Annotated in this window: 19 protein-coding genes; 13 read left to right on the top strand and 6 right to left on the bottom strand. The window is 60.9% G+C overall.

The genetic code is table 11. The annotated features are described in order from the left end of the window. Positions 1–2 precede the first annotated feature (2 nt). The 6 genes from QXZ85_RS21470 to QXZ85_RS21445 all read left to right on the top strand — a co-directional run bounded on the left by QXZ85_RS21470 (position 3) and on the right by QXZ85_RS21445 (position 6,169). Complete coding sequence (locus tag QXZ85_RS21470) at positions 3–1,016, top strand: branched-chain amino acid ABC transporter permease (protein WP_315707246.1); 1,014 nt, start codon at positions 3–5, stop codon at positions 1,014–1,016. After that, a complete protein-coding gene (locus QXZ85_RS21465) occupies positions 1,013–2,323 on the top strand; it encodes a branched-chain amino acid ABC transporter permease (RefSeq protein ID WP_315707247.1) in 1,311 nt (436 codons plus the stop codon). The genes QXZ85_RS21470 and QXZ85_RS21465 overlap by 4 nt, the downstream gene beginning before the upstream one ends. A gap of 88 nt (positions 2,324–2,411) precedes the next feature. Beyond that, the gene (locus QXZ85_RS21460) at positions 2,412–3,362 is read left to right on the top strand and encodes an ABC transporter substrate-binding protein (RefSeq protein ID WP_315707255.1); all 951 of its coding nucleotides are present in this window, start codon (positions 2,412–2,414) and stop codon (positions 3,360–3,362) included. A 13-nt stretch (positions 3,363–3,375) separates the two neighbouring features. Further along, complete coding sequence (locus QXZ85_RS21455; protein ID WP_315707248.1) at positions 3,376–4,299, top strand: ABC transporter permease subunit; 924 nt, start codon at positions 3,376–3,378, stop codon at positions 4,297–4,299. Next, positions 4,296–5,090, top strand: coding sequence for an ABC transporter ATP-binding protein (locus QXZ85_RS21450; RefSeq protein WP_315707249.1), 795 nt, complete (start codon positions 4,296–4,298; stop codon positions 5,088–5,090). The genes QXZ85_RS21455 and QXZ85_RS21450 overlap by 4 nt, the downstream gene beginning before the upstream one ends. A gap of 35 nt (positions 5,091–5,125) precedes the next feature. Continuing rightward, positions 5,126–6,169 (top strand): hypothetical protein, encoded by a 1,044-nt coding sequence (locus QXZ85_RS21445; protein ID WP_315707250.1) that lies wholly within the window; start codon positions 5,126–5,128, stop codon positions 6,167–6,169. A 492-nt stretch (positions 6,170–6,661) separates the two neighbouring features. Here QXZ85_RS21445 and QXZ85_RS21440 read toward each other — a convergent pair whose 3' ends face one another. From QXZ85_RS21440 to QXZ85_RS33825, 3 genes are all read right to left on the bottom strand, one after another. Then, entirely contained in the window at positions 6,662–6,874 is a 213-nt protein-coding gene (locus QXZ85_RS21440) for a hypothetical protein (protein WP_315707251.1), read from the bottom strand. An 18-nt stretch (positions 6,875–6,892) separates the two neighbouring features. Then, positions 6,893–7,648 carry a hypothetical protein gene (locus QXZ85_RS21435; RefSeq protein WP_315707252.1) on the bottom strand — a complete coding sequence of 252 codons (756 nt, stop codon included), beginning with the start codon at positions 7,646–7,648 and terminating at the stop codon, positions 6,893–6,895. Between the two features lie 211 nt (positions 7,649–7,859). Beyond that, positions 7,860–8,057, bottom strand: a complete 198-nt coding sequence (locus tag QXZ85_RS33825; RefSeq protein WP_409977511.1) for a Sir2 family NAD-dependent protein deacetylase — start codon at positions 8,055–8,057, stop codon at positions 7,860–7,862. A gap of 653 nt (positions 8,058–8,710) precedes the next feature. Between QXZ85_RS33825 and QXZ85_RS21425 the strand changes: the two genes are divergently transcribed. The 4 genes from QXZ85_RS21425 (at position 8,711) to QXZ85_RS21410 (ending at position 12,188) form a co-directional block, all read left to right on the top strand. Beyond that, positions 8,711–9,469, top strand: a complete 759-nt coding sequence (locus QXZ85_RS21425) for an ATP-binding cassette domain-containing protein (protein ID WP_315744820.1) — start codon at positions 8,711–8,713, stop codon at positions 9,467–9,469. Between the two features lie 37 nt (positions 9,470–9,506). Beyond that, positions 9,507–10,391 (top strand): ABC transporter permease, encoded by an 885-nt coding sequence (locus QXZ85_RS21420; protein WP_316174813.1) that lies wholly within the window; start codon positions 9,507–9,509, stop codon positions 10,389–10,391. Positions 10,392–10,402: 11 nt separating this feature from the next. After that, positions 10,403–11,365 carry an ABC transporter permease gene (locus tag QXZ85_RS21415; RefSeq protein WP_315769066.1) on the top strand — a complete coding sequence of 321 codons (963 nt, stop codon included), beginning with the start codon at positions 10,403–10,405 and terminating at the stop codon, positions 11,363–11,365. Positions 11,366–11,426: 61 nt separating this feature from the next. Further along, positions 11,427–12,188: an alpha/beta hydrolase gene (locus tag QXZ85_RS21410; protein WP_315744818.1), complete on the top strand. Its 762-nt coding sequence runs from the start codon at positions 11,427–11,429 to the stop codon at positions 12,186–12,188. Between the two features lie 18 nt (positions 12,189–12,206). Here QXZ85_RS21410 and QXZ85_RS21405 read toward each other — a convergent pair whose 3' ends face one another. Genes QXZ85_RS21405 through QXZ85_RS21395 form a run of 3 tightly spaced genes read right to left on the bottom strand, consistent with a single transcriptional unit; the run spans position 12,207 to position 14,417 of the window. Continuing rightward, positions 12,207–12,788 carry a DUF488 domain-containing protein gene (locus tag QXZ85_RS21405; protein WP_315744816.1) on the bottom strand — a complete coding sequence of 194 codons (582 nt, stop codon included), beginning with the start codon at positions 12,786–12,788 and terminating at the stop codon, positions 12,207–12,209. A 13-nt stretch (positions 12,789–12,801) separates the two neighbouring features. Continuing rightward, positions 12,802–13,017: a DUF2945 domain-containing protein gene (locus QXZ85_RS21400; protein ID WP_315744814.1), complete on the bottom strand. Its 216-nt coding sequence runs from the start codon at positions 13,015–13,017 to the stop codon at positions 12,802–12,804. A 32-nt stretch (positions 13,018–13,049) separates the two neighbouring features. Further along, entirely contained in the window at positions 13,050–14,417 is a 1,368-nt protein-coding gene (locus QXZ85_RS21395; RefSeq protein ID WP_315744813.1) for a S41 family peptidase, read from the bottom strand. A 356-nt stretch (positions 14,418–14,773) separates the two neighbouring features. Between QXZ85_RS21395 and QXZ85_RS21390 the strand changes: the two genes are divergently transcribed. Genes QXZ85_RS21390 through tcuB form a run of 3 tightly spaced genes read left to right on the top strand, consistent with a single transcriptional unit; the run spans position 14,774 to position 17,563 of the window. After that, positions 14,774–14,938, top strand: a complete 165-nt coding sequence (locus tag QXZ85_RS21390) for a hypothetical protein (RefSeq protein ID WP_316224520.1) — start codon at positions 14,774–14,776, stop codon at positions 14,936–14,938. Continuing rightward, a complete protein-coding gene (gene tcuA, locus QXZ85_RS21385; protein ID WP_316174809.1) occupies positions 14,938–16,377 on the top strand; it encodes an FAD-dependent tricarballylate dehydrogenase TcuA in 1,440 nt (479 codons plus the stop codon). The genes QXZ85_RS21390 and tcuA overlap by 1 nt, the downstream gene beginning before the upstream one ends. Next, positions 16,361–17,563: a tricarballylate utilization 4Fe-4S protein TcuB gene (tcuB, locus tag QXZ85_RS21380; protein ID WP_316174807.1), complete on the top strand. Its 1,203-nt coding sequence runs from the start codon at positions 16,361–16,363 to the stop codon at positions 17,561–17,563. Before tcuA ends, tcuB begins: the two co-directional genes overlap by 17 nt. Positions 17,564–18,071: the final 508 nt, after the last annotated feature.

The raw sequence follows: 18,071 nt of genomic DNA, 5'->3' as shown, positions 1-18,071 counted from the left end.
CAATGCATGATCTCGCAAATGCTTTCGTCCTTTTGCTTAACTATTTGATCGTTCCCGCGACGACGTATGGCTGCCAGCTTGCACTGGGTGCTTTGGGGGTCAGCCTGCTCTTCAGCGTTCTGCGGTTTTCCAACTTCGCCCACGGGGAACTCATGTCGTTCGGCACGATGACGACCCTTCTGGTGACTTGGTGGCTCCAGGCGAGAGGGCTCACAATACAGCCATTGGCGACGGCATTGCTCGCGTTGCCGGTCGGTATCTTCGTCACAGTCTTGGTGTCGCTCGGGACAGATCGGTGTGTGTACCGATACTACCGGGCGAAGCGCTCCGATCCGATCGTTCTGCTGATCGTTTCGATCGGCGTCATGCTGGTTATGAGCGGCATCGTCCGGTTCATCATCGGAACCGATGATCGCACCCTTGATGACGGTGTGCGCTTCGTCGTTTCTGCAAAAGGCTTCAGGGATCTGACAGGGTTGCAGGAAGGACTTGCCATCCGGGCGACACAGATCATGACAATCGTGTTAGCAGCCGCAAGCGTCGCGCTGCTCTTCTGGTTTCTTCACTATACGAAGACTGGTAAGGCAATGCGTGCCTACGCTGACAATGAAGACCTTGCGGGCCTTTCGGGCATCAGTGCGCAGCGTGTTGTGACCATCACATGGATCCTGGCTGCGACGCTGGCGACTCTTGCGGGAGTTTTGTACGGCCTGGACAAGAGCTTTCGGCCCTTTGTGTATCAACAGCTCGTCTTGCCAATCTTTGCGGCGGCGATCGTCGGGGGCTTTGGCAACCCTGTCGGTGCGATTATCGGAGGGTTCATAGTCGCATTTTCCGAAGTGGCGCTTACCTACTCGTTCAAGAGGTTCTTAGGCTACGTAGTTCCGGCAGATTGGACGTCTGACAGCCTCTATCAGTTGATTTCGACCGACTATAAGTATGCCGTTTCTTTCGTTATTCTCGTCGTAGTTCTAATCGTCCGGCCTTCCGGTTTTCTCAACAGGAGGTCAGCGTGAGCTTCTCTATCAGAAACATCGCTCTCTTCGCTGCCGTCGCCGCTATTCTTTTGATAATCGCGGCAATCCAAAGCGCTTCTGTCGCGCTGACGATCCTAAATCTTTGTCTCGTTTCCGCAGTGATGTCTCTCGGGCTCAACATGCAGTGGGGTTATGCGGGGCTTCCCAACCTTGGCGTAATGGGCTTCGCTGCGCTCGGCGGCCTAGCTGTTGTCGTGGTATCAGCCGCCGGCGTCCCTGCGGCCGTCACGGCTGGCGGGGCTGGCCTCATCGCATCATTGGTCGTCGCCGTTCTAGTCGTCGTCGCCGTGCTTGGAGCGGTTCGGCTGTCGTCGCTTTCACGGCGGATTAAATCAGCAGTGATCGTTGTTTTGATCGTGCTGGGCTACGCCCTACTCGAGCACTTCTTCGTTCCAGCCAAGGAGGCGATTGAGGCGATAGATCCCTCGGCAAAGGGTTATCTTGGTGGTCTCGGATTGCCAGTGCTTCTGTCCTGGCCCGTTGGCGCGGTCTTCGCTGCGGCCGCGGCCTGGCTCGTCGGCAAGATCGCGCTCGGCCTTCGAGGCGACTACTTGGCGATCGCAAGCTTGGGAATCTCGGAGATTGTCGTTGCGATCCTCAAAAACGAAGACTGGCTGAGCCGCGGCGTCAAGAACGTTGTCGGCCTCCCCAGACCATTGCCGGACGAACTCGAGCTCGCGCAGACACCGTGGCTTCAGACGTTGAGCAACTATCTCGGCCTTCTTCCGCAGGACGGCGCGTCGCTGGCGGTCAAACTCGGATATGCCGGACTGTTTACGGTCGTGCTCGGCGTGCTTCTGTGGTTGTCAGAAAGAGCGCTTCATTCCCCTTGGGGCCGAATGATCTACGCAGTTCGTGACAATGAGGTTGCCGCGAGCGCGATGGGTAAGAACGTCGAAAATTTGCATCTGAGCGTTTTCATGCTGGGCGCGGCTGTCGTCGGGCTAGCCGGAGCCATGCTTGTTACTTTGGATGGTCAATTCACGCCTGGATCGTACCAGCCATTGCGTTTCACCTTCCTCATATGGGTGATGGTGATCGTCGGGGGCGCTGGAACCAACTGGGGCGCGGTGCTCGGCGCGCTGATCATCTGGACCTGTTGGATCGAAGCCGACCCCATCGGGACATGGCTTCTGCAAAACACGGTTGGGTGGCTCTCGGATGGAAATCCGGTTCGCGAACAGCTCATCAGAAACGCCTCGCAGATGCGTCTCATCGTTATGGGGGTAATCCTCCTCGCGACGTTGCGCTTCAAGCCAGGGGGGCTCATCCCAGAGCGACGCTAAAGAGGGCGCCGCGAACGGCGAGCCGAGTGGGTTCTTGACGCACAAATACCTATCGAAAGAACAGAAAAGGAGTGGGAACGTGAAGAAAATGCTTCTTGCCGCCAGCATGCTACTGCAATTTGGCCTCGCAACATCTACGCAAGCTGCCGAGAAGGTTGTCGCGGTCGCAACCTTCGTCGAGCATCCCTCGGTACAGCTACTCTTGAAAGGCTTGCGCGAAGGTTTGGATAAGGGCGGGATCACATCGGAGAACGGCTACCGGATCGAACTGCAGAGCGCCCAAGGAAGCACGGTTACCGCTGTCCAGATCGCGAAGAAGTTCGCCGGTGACCGTCCGGAGGTAATCGTGGCGACGGGCACTCCAGTCGCGCAGCCGATGGCCCAGACGATCAAGGACCTGCCAATCGTCTTCGCCGGGCTCGCTGATCCACTGGGAGCAAAGGTCGTCCATGATCTTCAACATCCCGGCGGCAACATCACCGGGACCAGTGACCGCGCGCCCTTTGGCCAACTGCTCGCAACCATCAAACAACTCGTTCCGGCTGCAAAGAACATAGGCATCGTCTACAACGCGGGGGAAGCCAACTCGCGCGCGTCGGTCGATCGCTTCAAGACTGAAGCCGCTAGCCTAGGTTTTGCGACTGTGGAGGCATCAATCGCCAAGGCGAGCGATGTGCTTCCGGCTGCGCAGAGTCTGGTGGGGAAAGCAGACGTCTTCTATGCCCCCAACGATGGAACGCTCACGTCGAACTTCGAGGCGCTTACGCGGGTAAGCCTGGAATCGAAAATTCCGATCTTCGCTTCCGACCTGGGCAGTGTCCCGAGGGGTGCGCTTGCCGCGACCGGAGTCGACTACGAGCAGATCGGTGTGCGGACTGCCGCAATCGTGGTGCGGGTTCTCAAAGGCGAAAAGCCGGGTGAAATCGCCGTCGACCTTCCTTCCTCTCTTGACCTCGGCTTCAACGCGAAGATCGCAAGCCAGCTCGGTGTATCCGCGCCGGCGTCGTTTCGTGAGACCGTCAAGACGACCGTGAAATGAGGAGGCGCACGCCATGTCATATTTCGCATGGATGGGAGCCATCGAGGCAGGTCTGATTTTCGGCTTGGTGGCGATCGCGGTCTACATCTCGTTTCGCGTTTTGGATTTTCCCGACCTGACCGTCGAAGGGAGCTTTCCCCTCGGCGCAGCGACGACGGCGGTCTCACTGGTCAACGGAATAGATCCATTGGTCGCTACGGCGCTTGGCGCACTCGTTGGCGCCGCGGCCGGGTGCATTACCGCTTTGCTGACCGTCAGCCTCGGCTTTTTGCACCTGTTGTCGGGTATTCTTGTTTCGATCGCGCTATACTCGATCAATCTCCGCATCATGGGGCAACCCAACATCGCCCTGCTTCAAGAACGGACAATTTTTTCATACCTTCAAGACTTTGGGCTGCCTGACTCGCAGGCTGTCGTTGCTACCCTCCTGATCTTCGCTTTCGCATCCATTGCCATCGTCTCACGGTTCCTTTCCTCGCAGATCGGTCTTGCCATTCGCGCGACGGGGATCAACAGCCGCATGGCAGCCGCCAACGGCGTCGATACCAAGCTTGCCGTTTTCGTCGGGCTCGCGATCAGCAATGGCCTAGTTGGCCTCGCAGGGTCGCTATTCGCCCAGAGCCAAGGGTCGGCCGATGTCGCGATGGGCATCGGAACGATTGTCGTTGGGCTCGCGGCCGTCATTCTTGGCGAGAGCTTTATCTCGAGCTCTAAGGTCCTGCCCTCCGTTCTCGGGGCAATTTTGGGTGCGCTCGTATTCCGTGTTGTCGTCGCCTTAGCGCTCAATCTCAACGCTATCGGTCTGCAATCGCAGGATTTGAACTTGATCACCGCACTCCTGGTCATATTCGCGTTGCTGATGCCAAGGGTACGTAAAAGAATCGCACGGAAGTCCCAGACAACCCGTGACGCCCGCGCCGTACGAGGTGAGCTATGATTGCGCTGGACAAAGCTACCGTCATCTTCGGCGTGGGAACGCCCTTGGAACGTGTCGCGTTGCGAGGCGTGTCGCTTACGCTGAAGCCCGGTGAGTTTGTCACTGTCATCGGGAGCAACGGCGCTGGAAAGTCCACCCTGCTCAATACGCTCAGCGGGGAAAACAAGCTGTCTCAGGGCCGCATCCTGTTCGACGAACAGGATGTAACGTTCTTGCCGCTCAATCGACGTGCTTCCTATGTCGGACGCGTGTTCCAGGATCCGCTTGTCGGTACATGCGGTTCGTTGACGATCGAAGAAAACATGGCGCTAGCGGCGGCACGAGGTACGCGGCGAGGCTTAGCGCTCGCAAGCAACCGGCAGCTCGTTTCCCGTTTCAAGGATGAGTTGTCCGTACTCGGCCTCGGGCTGGAGAACCGCCTCCATGAGAAAATGTCGCAGCTTTCGGGAGGGCAGCGGCAGACCGTCAGCCTTCTGATGGCGGCGCTTGTTGGAATGAAATTGCTTCTCTTGGACGAACACACGGCCGCACTCGATCCAAGAACGGCTGCATCGATCATGCGGCTCACGGACGACCTCGTTCGGAGGGGTAATTTGACCACGCTCATGGTCACGCATTCGATGCGGCAGGCGCTCGATCACGGCACTCGCACCATCATGATGCACGAAGGGCGCATTGTGCTGGATTTCAGCGGAGATGATCGCAAAGGCCTCACGGTCGAAGACCTTCTCCAGAAATTCTCTGATGTCCGGGCCGAGAGCATTGATGACGATGCCTTGCTTCTTACGTAGCACGGGGCCTTGAGGGCTCAAGAAGCGGATTACCCATGTCTAACCACACCAAACTCAGCGGTAAGATCCAAACGGTGACTGGGCTCATCGACCCAGAGGAGCTCGGCTCCACTTTGATGCATGAGCATCTCATTGTAGATCTCAATCCGCTGAGCCAGCGCGCAAAGCCGTTGCCCCCTGACGACATCATTACCTTGGAGAATTCCTTTAAGATCCGCTATGGGCAGTTGTCCTCTGCGAACAATTTTCGCCTGGACGAGCCCGACGTCGCGATTGCCGAACTGAAGGAACTGAAGGCCGCGGGAGGAAATAGCCTAGTCGAACTGACCATCGGCGGAATAGGCCCCGAACCGGAGACGCTTGCTCGGATCTCGCGCGAGTCTGGTATCAACATAGTTATGGGCTGCGGCCACTACGTTCACGGCTACCATTTTCCCGAAAACAAAGATCGAAGCGTTGATAGCTTCGCGTCCGAGATGATCGCCGCGATTCGCGAGGGCGCATGGGGTACAAACATCCGCGCAGGGATCATCGGCGAAATCGGATGCGAGGAGCCTTGGGATGCCGCTGAGAGGCGGGTGCTCGAAGGCGCCGTTCTCGCACAAATGGAAACCGGAGCTTCGCTGAACGTTCACCCTGGCCGACATCCCGATCAACCAAAGAAGGTCGCCGATTTCGTTCGGAGCACGGGCGGGATCGTAGAGAGGCTGATTGTCAGTCACATCGAACGCACCATTTTCGATGAAGAGCGGCTGCTGCGCCTAGCGGATACGGGAGCGATTCTAGAGTTCGATCTTTTTGGTTGGGAACAGTCCGCCTACGGTCCGGCCGACATCGACATGCCAAATGACAATCTCCGCGTAAAGTGGATCAAGGTCCTCCTCGACCGTGGATATGGCGACCAGTTGGTGATCAGCCACGACATTTTCTCAAAGACGAGATTGTTGCGATACGGCGGGCATGGCTATCAGCATATCTATGCCAATATTCTGCCCTTCATGCGTAGGCGCGGTATCTCGGATGAACAGATTCGTTCGATGATGGTAGATACACCGCGGAGACTTCTGACCTTCAAATAGGTGTCGCATTTTGGCACAACTGCAGGCTACGCGACATCGGTGACGTAGCTATGATTTGTGGCGACCACCTCGACGCCGGGCAGGACAGCTTCATCAGAGAGTGGTTTGAGTTCGTCCGCATTCCGACCGTATCCGGCCAGCCTGGATACGGTCGGACGTGGACGCTGCGGGTATCCCGCATCCAGTCAACGGAATTCGGCAGTGTGGAAGTCATACCCACAGCGGCCATGCTGTCGTTTTTGCCAAGCGGATCAGTGTTCGAAGACTTGCGCCATCGTCCACGAGCGCAGTGACGGATAGCTCTCCTTCGGCCTTCGCGAAATCGTCGCGACCGGTTTCGTAGCCTTCAGGTTCGGCCGTTTTGGACGTGCTCGGAGAGGCGTTCTGCGATGGACTGTCATTTTTATCGGAGTTGGCCGTCGGCGAGGGTGCCATTGATGCCGGGAGAGATCTCGATGAACCCTTCGCGCTCAAGCATACGCCAAGCCTTGCTTAGGTGATCGTCAACTTGCGCTTGTTTGCGGAACGGGCAGCTGCTGCGGCGCTCGGTAGCCATTCCTGTGCCGAACGGCTCGGTCGTGATCGCTTGGTAGGTAAAGCCAGCGCCTGCCGTACTTGCTTGGCGATCATCGGCATGATGCGATCGATGTCGGGGAGGGGCATAGCAAGTAGGCGGTTGGCGTCCTTGATGCAGGTCGAAATCATTAGGCTTCTCGGAATTGCTTAAAGAGCGTCGCCGCAGGAAACGGCCGAGTTTTGTCCGCGCCAGGTCCAAAAGATTCGAACTTTGTCGCCCGGCTGAAGCTTGATCGCTTCCACGATCGCGATTCCGTTCTGCCAATTGACAGGCACCGTGCGTGAATCGTCTTCTTTCGCGTGTTTGAGGCAAGCGGAGGGCGCAGGCGTTTCGGCGTATTCGGACCATCGGATCGATGTGAAATCGTAAACTAGGGTGAGTTTCTCTGTTGGGTACTTGATGTCCTTTCCTCCCAACGAGTTGCCGCCCTGAAAGCCGTTTCGGAAAACGTAGATCATGCGCGGGCTGGGGGACACGCCGGTCAACGCGTACTCCGTATTCTGGTCGAGGTCCGCCTCTGATTCGACCGTGTACTCAATCGTGTTCTTGTCTTCGGTCGGCGCACGCTTCGTCTTGAGCCGGACCTGTGGCTCAATCGCCTTGATTTCGGGCTCGATCCCGCTGCTGGTGAGGCGTATGGCGTACGCGGCGCTCGTCCGGTGCATATCGACGTTCTCAACGTACGTAGCTTTGTCGAAAACTGGTGTGCCGTTGAAGCTGTCGACGGGCTGATCTTTCCGCTGATCGGCGAAAAAATCGAAATGCACGTAAACGAAGTCGCTGGAAATCCTTATATCAGTATTCCTCCAGAAGTAGGGGAATTGGTCGAAGTCCGGGTTGAACCATTTGGCCCCGAAGATGGCTGAAGCTACGCCGAGAATTGCAATAAGAATCTCTTTCATCCCGATCATCCCGCCTGCACAATCTAAGCTTACCACGACTTTGTCGGAATTACTGCAAGGTGTCTAATCGAGCCCCGGCCAATTGAACCAAGGAAGGGCAGCGAGCACGGCGAAGCCTACTCGTCCACCCGACGCGAAAACTTCGACGCAGGCGAGGGCGGTCTCGAGATCCTTTAGATCGTCGCCCACGCTTCTCCCTGCGAACGGAAATCTACCAAGGACGACGACAAATAATGCCTGGGCGAAATGTCGAGTTGCCAACGGAAGTTGGAAACGCACGCCGCCGATCCGCTTTGAGGATTTCGTCGCCGACGATGCCGAAGGCGACCCGGTCTCGGGGGACTGTTTCGCCGAAGAACACTACATCGGGCTTCATCATGCCACTGCAGGACCGGCAATCCGGAACCACGAAAGCCGAGAAGTCCACGTGGTCTGGCCGAACTTAAGCGCCCGGTCTTGGACTGGCTTGTCATTGAGATTGCGCCGGCAGACGAGGGCGCGGATCGGACGGCGGGTTGCCTCACGAAAACCTTAGCACGCGGCGTCTGAACCGCTGATCCGCCAGCCACCCAGATTATGTAAGTTTCTGAAGAGATGCGGGGAAAGCGATCGCAATGTGTTCTACCCGCATAATGCCAGTGCGATGCGAGTATGATCGGTCGGCTTCGCTTTTCAAAGCAGCTGCATTTCTGACCGCCATTGCCCGGTTGGGACTCGCCAAACGCCTACTTCAACGTCAGCTTGAGGGTCCGGACCGCAGAAGCGGCCTGCCCGAGCGACCCATCTCCAGGCCCCGGAACTGAAAAACCCCGCCGTCACCGGCGGGGTTTTGTGTGTCTCAGGCTAGGGGACCTACTTTGCCCCGATTAGGGGACCAACTTATAGGGGACCAACTTTGCCCATGGCTGCAGCCCGTTGCCGCAAAAGGGGCCAAGTCATTGAAATCTCGACACCTAGTTCGGAACTTTGGCTCATAAGTACAGAACTTTGAGTTTCCCACCACTTACGCAATTCTATCCCGCTCGCAAGCCGCTGCAGAGATCTTCGAATTCCGCGCTCGATGTGTCCGGCTTGGTTACAGCGGAGGGCGGTCCTTCGGTTTCATTCGCGGTGCGGCGCGGGGAAATCCTTGGCCTTGCGGGACTCGAGGGGCAGGGCCAGCGCGATATCATCCGTGCGCTCGCGGGATTGCAGCCGGCGGTCCAGGGACAAGTGGCAAAGTCGAGCGCCGCTGGGGACGGCTCGCACCCCCTCGATCTCACCGTGGTCGCCACCGCGCTCGCGGGTATCGGTTTCGTGCCTGAAGACCGGAAGTCTGAAGGGCTCTATCTCTCACTGTCGATCTCGGAAAATATCGTGCTCGGCATGCTTCGCCGTTTCTCGGTCTGGCAGCGCGCAAAGGTCAGGACGGACCTCGTCGCCAGCCTCATGGAGCGTATGCGCGTTCGCGCGACGAGTCCCAAACAGCTCGTAGGAATGCTGTCAGGTGGCAATCAGCAGAAGGTCATGATCGGACGTTGGCTGGCGTCCGGCGTCGATGTGCTCCTTCTGGAGGAGCCGACCCGGGGCGTCGATATCGGCGCCAAAGCCGAGATCTATGCATTGTTGCGAGATTTCGCGGACGGCGGCGGCGCGGTCGTGCTGACCTCGAGCGAATTACAGGAAGTATTGGGGCTCTGTGACCGGGTTGTGGTCGTACGTGGTGGCGCGATCACCGCAGAACTCGACGGCGCTACGACCAGCGAGGAGGAGGTTATGCGCTTTGCCTTGACTGAACGATCGTCCGCCGACGGATCGCAGGCTGCGCGCGCCAATGCTTAGGCTTTTGCGCACACCGGGCCGCTCCGGCATCAACGCAATGACGCTCGTGCTGCCGTTGGCCCTATTCCTTATCCTCTGTCTTTCATCCTCAACTTTTCTCAGCTTTCAGAATCTTGCCAACGTCAACAGCCAGATCGCGGGACTTCTGATCGTTTCGCTGGGACAGATGATCGTGGCCATTTCCGGGGGCATCGACCTTTCCGTCGGCTCGGTCATGAGCCTGACGAGCGCGATGCTAGTCGCGCTGGATCCCCAGTTGGCAATGCCTGCTGTATTAGCGGTCGGCATTGCTGCCGGGCTTGTCAATGGAATCGGCGTGACCTTGTTCAGCGTCCATCCGCTCGTCATGTCGCTTGCGACCATGACCTTCTTGCAAGGCTTGGCCCTGCTGATCCATCCCGTACCGGGTGGGGTGGTTCCGGAATATCTGAGGACGCTTGCAGTCTCGGACGTCGACGGTATCCCGGCCGCGTTCTTCTGGTGCGTGGCGGCCCTGGGGCTGACTGCCGCGACGCTGCACCTCACCCGCTTCGGGCTCCGCATTTTTGCAATCGGTGCCAATCCTCCCAGCGCGGCTCGCAATGGGGTTCCCGTCACCTTGCACAGGATCGCTTGCTACGTGATCTGCTCTCTCGGTGCGGTGTTGGCGGGCACCTTTCTGACAGCACGGGTCGCCGGAGGTGACGCAACGATCGGTGCGCCCTATTCGCTCGATTCCGTCACCGCCATCGCCCTGGGAGGGGTTCAACTGGCCGGCGGTGCCGGCAGCGTTGCCGGTGTCGTCGCGGGCGTCCTTACGCTCGGCTTCATGACCAACGGAATGAATCTCATCGGTATCTCGCCGTTCCTCCGAACCGCGGCCACGGGCTGCCTGCTGCTGCTGGCGATCGGCCTGCAGAGGCGGAAGGTGATCGGCGCATGACCGAGGTGACGATGGGTAGACCGCTCATGTGGGGGCAAAGGCTGCGCTCGGCGGCAAGTGCCGTTCGGGAGCTTCCATTCGCCTATGCCGCCCTCGTGATTTTGCTGTGCACCTCCTACCTGGTCCGTCCAGCGTTGCTGTCCCCGCTGCTCTTGTTCCTGATCGCGCGTCAGGCGGCTCCGCTCGGAATCGCAGTCATAGGCCAGTCGCTCTGCATGCGCGTCCTGTCGCTCGACCTTTCTATCGGCGGCGTTATTGTCGGCGTGAGCTATATTCTTACGAGCGGCTTGCTGCCGTTTTCCGAACCGGTCTTGCTCCTGATCTGCCTGGCCTTCGGTACTTCGGTCGGATTGATCAATGCGTTCTTCATCACGCGCCTGCGTGCGTCCTCGGTGATCGTGACGCTGGCCATGACCATGATCGTCAGCGGCGTCGTCGTCTCGTTCAGCCAGTTGAGGTCGCCGGGGGACGCGCCCATGCTGTTGCGCCAGATCGGGCAGTTGCGAGTGGGCGTTTTCCCGGTCGCGCTGCTGGTCTGGCTCGGCCTATTGATGCCGGCTGCGATCTTTCTGCGTGTTTCGGTGTTGGGGCGCTATATCGATGCCATCGGCGCCAATCCGCAGGCCGCCTGGGTCTCGGGCATTCCCTACGTTCGGGTCGTGACGATCGTCCACGTTCTGTCGAGCCTGTTCGCCGTGTTTTCCGGGTTCCTGCTCATCGGCTTTGTCGGTGTCGGCAGTATGGATATCGGCCGCGACCTTGCGCTGAATTCGCTTGCGGCGGTCATTCTCGGCGGCGTGACCTTCGGCTCGGGCAAGGGGGGCGTGCTTGGCCCAACCGTCGCTGCCTTGATGTTGACGTTCAGCTTCAACCTGCTGACGAGCCTCGGGCTCGGCGAGCCTGCCAAGCTGATGCTGCAGGGGGCGATTATCGGCGTTGCGGCGGCTGCCTATTCAGCGCAGCGTCAATCCTGAGGCATTCGATCACCAAGCGAGAACGGCTGCGGCCGCAGGATGAGAACAGGAGAGAGATGACATGACTGAGGTGATGGCTGGAGCCGAACCGTTCTTCATGCAGGGCGAGGGACCCGCGGTCCTCGTACTTCACGGCTTCACTGGATCGACGCAAAGCATGCGGTATCTCGGCGAGGAGCTCCACCGACGCTTCGGCTTTACCGTGAGCGGTCCGCGCCTGAAGGGCCACGGCACCTCGCCGGACGATATGGAGACGACCGGCTACCTCGATTGGCTGGCGTCGGCAGAGCAGGCCCTTCACGAACTGGCAGGTCAGGGCCAAAGAGTATTCGTCACCGGCCTCTCCATGGGGGGGACGATGACCCTCAATCTTGCCGCGCGATTTCCGAACATCGTGGCCGGCGCCATCCCGATCAACGGCGCGGTCGGAATCTTTGACGGCGCAATGGCCGAACTCATATCGGACGGCGCAGCGCCGAAGCGTGTCCCGGGCATCGGCTCGGACATCAAGGCTGCAGGCGTCAAAGAGCTCGCTTATCAGGAAGTGCCAGTCGCCTGCCTCCGGCAGGTCCACGTCCTGATTGCGGCAACCGAAAGCTTGCTGCGCAAGATCACCTGTCCCACGCTCGCGATCCATTCCAAAGAGGATCACGTCGTGCCGTCGGCGAATGGCAAGCGAATCGCGCAGGAGGTGAGTTCCAGCGATGTGCGCCTGCTTTGGCTCGACAACTCCTATCACGTGGCGACACTGGACAACGACAAGGATCTGATCGTCGAGCGCTGCGGACGATTCATCGCGGAGATCGCCGGGGCCGCAGTCTAGCGCCGTGCTCAACCCGTCCTACGCCCGGTCCGCCGAAGCCGGGTAGATCAGTCTGTCGCCGGCGCGCACGGCGCCCGGCGACAAGGCCGCGGGCTGAACCTGATCCGTGTCCATCAGGTGATAAACGGTGCGGCCGGCATTGATCAGATAGTCGGCCACGATGCGCCGATGACAGCGCCACCACACGGCTTCCGCGCACATGATGGCGGTACGCTGCTCGGCTGACACTTGCAGAAGACGATCGAAGCCGCGCTGAAACTCGTCCGTGAGGGCGTAGTCCGCATAATGATGGAAGCTTTGGTTTGTCCAGAACGCGTTGCTCTCCGGAGCGATGCCGCTGGTCTTGCGCAGGCCGCCGAGCTCGGAGATGCGCATGTGGCCGATCTGATACAGCGCGAGCGCAGCGGGTAGCACGTCGGCATTGTACTGCGGATTGGTCCGCGAGCGCGGGATCCGCCTGATATCGACGACGAGCTGAACGCGGCCGGCCCGCAGCAAGGCGACGAACTCGGCAATCGTGCGGGTGGAATGGCCGATGGTGAAGACGGGAGGAGCGCTCGGAGCCGTCGCGTTCTCGGAACGGTGCGCTGCTTCATCCATCCCAACCGCGGTCTTATTTGCCGCTCAGCTTCGTCAAGGCGCTCTCCTTGTGTGCCGCGATGTGGTCGCTCTTGTCGCTCTTGATCTCGTATTGCGGGGACTCCTTGGAGGCGTGATGGCGGTGTCCCTTGTAGTCGAAGTCGCGCACATGAACCGCGATGATGTGGCCGGTGACATGACCAGCTTCCGAGTTCCAGGCGACGTGGTCACCCTTTGCGAACTTTGTCATCGATCACCTCGCGTCCGAGCGAAAAAGGCCGGTCACTTGGCGCCGGGATTGGCCGGCGGCGCGTTGGTCGATTTCGCCTGCTCGCCCGCATTCTCATCCAGATAGGCGAGGGCCGCTTTCAGCTGCGCGTCGTCGGGCTTGCCGATGAGGTCCGCCTTGATCGGGGCCGAAGACGTGTTCTTTTCATGCGACAGTGCGGCTTGCGTCGTGTTCGCGCCGGGCGTCGGCCCGAGCGGTCCCGGATTCTTGAACGCGCCCTGCAGCGCGGCTTCACGCAACAGGGGGCCGCCGCTGATCTGCTGGTCCTTGGGCGCTTCGACCACGACATTGGGGGCGATGCCGTCATCCTGAATGGAGCGGCCCGAGGGCGTGTAGTAGAGCGCGGTCGTCAGCCGCACCGCGCCATGTCCTTTCAGGGGGACAATGGTCTGCACCGAGCCTTTGCCGAAGCTTTGCGTTCCCATGATGGTGGCGCGGTGCCGGTCCTGCAGGGCGCCGGCGACGATCTCCGAGGCCGACGCCGAGGCGCCATTGATCAGGACCACGACGGGAACGCCGGGCAACATGTCACCATGCGCAGGGGCAGCGAAGCTCTGCTGATCGTCTGCCTGTCGGCCATGAATGCTCACCACCGGTCCGCCGTCGAGCAGATCGCCGGCGACGTCGACGGCCGCGGACAAAAGTCCGCCGGGGTCGTTGCGCAGATCGATCACGAGGCCCTTCACGCCGCCGTCAGGGCCCTGCTTGAAATCCGTGATCGCCTTCTTGAAGCCATCGGCCGTGTCGCCGCCGAACTGGGTGATCCTGATATAGCCGATGCCGCCGGGCTCGAGCTCAGACTTGACCGATGCGACCTTGATGATCTCCCGCGTCAGCGTGACGTCGAACGGCTCCTGCTTGCCGCGGAGGATGGTGACCGTCACCTTCGAGCCGGGATCGCCGCGCAATTCGTCGACCACCTTCTGCAGGCTGACCCCTTGCGTGCTGGTGTGGTCGACCATGACGATGGCATCGCCCGGTTCGAGCTTGGCGCGCGCGGCCGGGGTCCCATCGATCGGCGCGATGATCTTCACCACGCCCTCCTGCTGCGAAATCTGCATGCCAAGCCCGCCGAATTTCCCGGCCATGTCGGCCTTGGAATCCTTGAACTCCTGTTCGTCCATGTAATCGGAATGCGGGTCGAGGCGACGGAGCATCCCCTTGAGCGCGTCCTTGACCAGTTCGTCCGAGCCCACGGGATGAACGTAATCCTGGCGGACGAGTTGGATCACGCCGGCGAGCACGGCGAGATCCTGAGGCGCGAGCCCGGTGTCCTGGACAGCGACGGCGGTGACGAGGGGGACTGCGATCGCGCTTGCGCCTGCAATGAGACCGGCGATCAACAATCGGGATTTGATCATGATGGTACCCTCAAGGCTACGCTCGTCGCGCCGTTGGTTTGGCGGGAAGGTTTACAGGAACGGCCGAACGGGAACTTTGTTTCAGTCACGAAGCCAAAGCCACGCAAAATTGCGTTAGCTCGTCGCGAGCGCTCCGGCCGGGAGCGCATCAGGGCGCAGTGGCGGTATCCAGTCATGACTTCGGCCACGCTCAGCTTGCCCATGCCGAGGTTGCGATTCCCGCTTGGCTGATCTGCGATCGTCGCTTTTTGTGGAAATGCGGGTGGGGCAAGGTTAAGCCGTTCCCGCGCTCGAATGTGCAGGATATCGCATCCGGCCATCCGAAGCGCGCTGATCGTGCGACGAGTCTGGCACGCATGATCGATATTCCTGAAACCGCTTTTGTCGAGACCGTGTCCGAGTTCAACAGCCAAGCCGCGCGCGGCGGCAACATCTATCAGCGCTCGCCGGACGGTGCCGATCACCTCTCCAACCCCCGGGGTGCTGGCGCCGGACCAACGGTTGCGGGAGCAAACATCTGATGGCAGGAGAGCCCGACGTTCTCGTCATTGGCGGCGGCAATGCCGCGCTCTGCGCGGCGCTGATGGCGCGCGAGGCGGGCGCCTCGGTGCTGCTGCTGGAATCCGCGCCGCAAAGCTGGCGCGGCGGCAACTCGATGCATGTGCGCAACCTGCGCTGCATGCACGATGCGCCGCAAGACGTGCTGGTCGATGCCTACAGCGAAGAGGAATACTGGCAGGACCTGCTCAAGGTCACCGGCGGCCTGACGGACGAACGGCTGGCCCGGCTGGTGATCCGGCATTCCTCGCGCTGCCGGCCCTGGATGCGCCGCCACGGCGTGCACTTCCAGCCGCCGCTCTCCGGCGCACTGCATGTGGCGCGCACCAACGCCTTCTTCATGGGCGGCGGCAAGGCGCTGGTGAACGCGTATTACCGCAGCGCCGCCGGGCTCGGTGTGGGCGTGCGCTACGACACGCCGGTGAAGAGCCTCGAACTTAAGGACGGGCGCTTCGTCGCCGCGATCACCGAGCAGGGTGAGCGCATCGCCGCCAAGGCTTGCGTGCTCGCCTGCGGCGGCTTCGAATCCAATCTCGCCTGGCAGCGCGAGGCCTGGGGCCGCAACGAGCGCGGCGAATGGCCGGCGGAGAATTTCCTGATCCGTGGCACGCGCTTCAACCAGGGTGTGCTGCTGAAGTTCATGCTGGACGCCGGTGCCGACGCGATCGGCGATCCGACCCAGGCGCACTGCGTCGCGATCGACGCCCGCGCGCCGCTCTACGACGGCGGCATCTGCACCCGCATCGACTGCGTCTCGCTCGGTGTCGTGGTGAACCGGGAGGCGCAGCGCTTCTACGACGAGGGCGAGGATTTCTGGCCCAAGCGCTACGCCATCTGGGGACGGCTCGTGGCGCAACAGCCCGGGCAGACCGCATGGTCGATCATCGATCGCAAGGCCGTCGGCCGCTTCATGCCGCCGGTGTTTCCGGGCACGCGGGCCGAGACGCTGGAGGAGCTGGCGCAGAAGATCGGTCTCGATGTCGCGAGCTTCACCGCAACCCTGAACGCCTACAATGCCGCCTGCCGCCCCGGCAGCTTCGATCACACCGTGCTCGATGACTGCCGCACCGAGGGGCTGACCCCGCCGAAGACCCATTGGGCCCAGCCGATCGATGCGGCGCCGTTCTTCGCCTATCCGCTGAAGCCCGGCATCACCTTCACCTATCTCGGGATGAAGACCGACGAGAGCGCCGCCGTGCGTTTTGCCGGCGTGCCAAGCGCCAACCTGTTTGCGGCCGGCGAGATGATGGCCGGCAATGTGCTGGGCAAGGGCTACACCGCGGGGGTCGGCATGAGCATCGGCACCGCGTTCGGCCGCATCGCCGGCGTCAATGCCGCCGCGAGCGCCGGATTCCATCATCCCGAGTTCAAGGAGGAGCTGGCCTATGCCGCCGCTCACTGAGACGATCGCGGCCGCGGCCGGCTCCACCATGCCGGACCTGAGCGCGTTACTCGGCAAGGACGAGCAGGAGATCGCGCGGGTCATGCAGATCTGCAACGCCTGCCGCTATTGCGAGGGCTTCTGCGCCGTGTTTCCGGCGATGACGCGCCGGCTCGAGTTCACGGGGGCCGACACGCATTACCTCGCCAATCTCTGCCACAATTGCGGGGCGTGCCTCTACGCCTGCCAATATGCGCCGCCGCACGAATTCGTCGTCAACGTGCCCAAGGCAATGGCGAAGGTGAGGGGGCGGACATATCGGCACTATGCGTGGCCTTCCAGCTTCGGACAGCTCTATCAGCGTCAAGGCCTGACGCTTGCGCTCGCGCTGGCCGGCGGGCTTGCGTTGTTTCTCGTGCTCGCGACCGCCATCGCCGGCGGGCTGACCGACAAGCCGCTCGGCGGGAATTTCTATGCGATCTTCCCGCACAATCTTCTGGCGAGCCTGTTCGGCGCCGTGTTCGTGTTCGCCATGGTGGCTTTCGCGGTCGGCGTCGTCAGGTTCTGGCGCGACATCTCGCCGGGGCGCGAGCCGGTCCCGCCGGGGGCGGCCGAGCTGACCAAGGCGCGCGGTCCGGCCGCGATGGAAGCCGTGACCGATGTGGCCCGGCTGCGCTATCTCGGCGGCGGCCATGGCGAAGGCTGCAACGAGGACGACGATCGCTTTACGCTGTCGCGGCGCTGGTTTCACCAGCTGACGATGTACGGCTTTCTGCTCTGCTTCGCCGCCACCAGCGTGGCGACGCTTGACCATTATCTTCTGGCCTATGAGGCGCCATATCCCTGGCTCAGCCTTCCCGTGATGCTCGGCACGGTCGGCGGCATCGGCCTGTTGATTGGCCCTGCGGGCCTGCTCTGGCTCAACCTGCACCGCGGTCCCGAGCGGGGCGATGCCGCGCAGCGGCCGATGGACCGCGGCTTCATCGCGCTGCTCTTCGTCGTCAGCTTCACGGGGCTTGCCCTGCTCGTGCTCCGCGACACCCGGTTCATGACGCTGTGGCTTGCGATCCATCTCGGCACCGTGATGGCGCTGTTCCTGACCTTGCCCTATGGCAAGTTTGCGCATGCGGTATTCCGTACGGTCGCGCTGTTCAAATACGCGCTGGAGAAGCGGCTGCCGAACCGGATCGGCGTCGGCGGCGAGTAGGGGCGCGCAGTCTCGCTGCGCCTCGGCTTTGCTCGACATGGGCATCTCGTCGATTATCTTCATAACGGTTCGACTCGTTCCGCATTGTCAAACAGCACATCGTCAAACAGCGGATGTGATGAGGCGTTCTCGCGGCACGGGATGCCCGAGTGATGCGCGGGTGGCTTCACGCTCTCGACATCGAGGGCGCAGGGAAGGCCGGATGCAAGGCCTGCACCCATGGCCCGCCTGCAGACAAAAAGCAGGCGGCAGTCACCACAGGTGGGCCGCTACAACCGGCCTTCCCTGCGCGGATGGCTTTACGGCTTATACGTGCTCTTGTGTCTTCCGAATGTGCCAGAATGTGCGAACGGGCGGTTCTCACCAACCGCCCGTCGCTGGATCTGAGCCCGAACGTGCTCAAAGGCCGGAGAGCCTGACGGGGAGCTAGGGACAGATCCGGTGTGTCTTCCTCAACCCGAACAGTTGCATGGGCTTCGAGCCCGGACGAGCAAGGAAGGGAGTGGAT

Origin of the sequence: Bradyrhizobium sp. SZCCHNGR1005 (assembly GCF_032489995.1) — a bacterium.
Lineage (GTDB): Bacteria > Pseudomonadota > Alphaproteobacteria > Rhizobiales > Xanthobacteraceae > Bradyrhizobium.
Note: the sequence above shows the minus strand (reverse complement) of the source record. Positions and strands in the feature narration are given on the sequence as shown.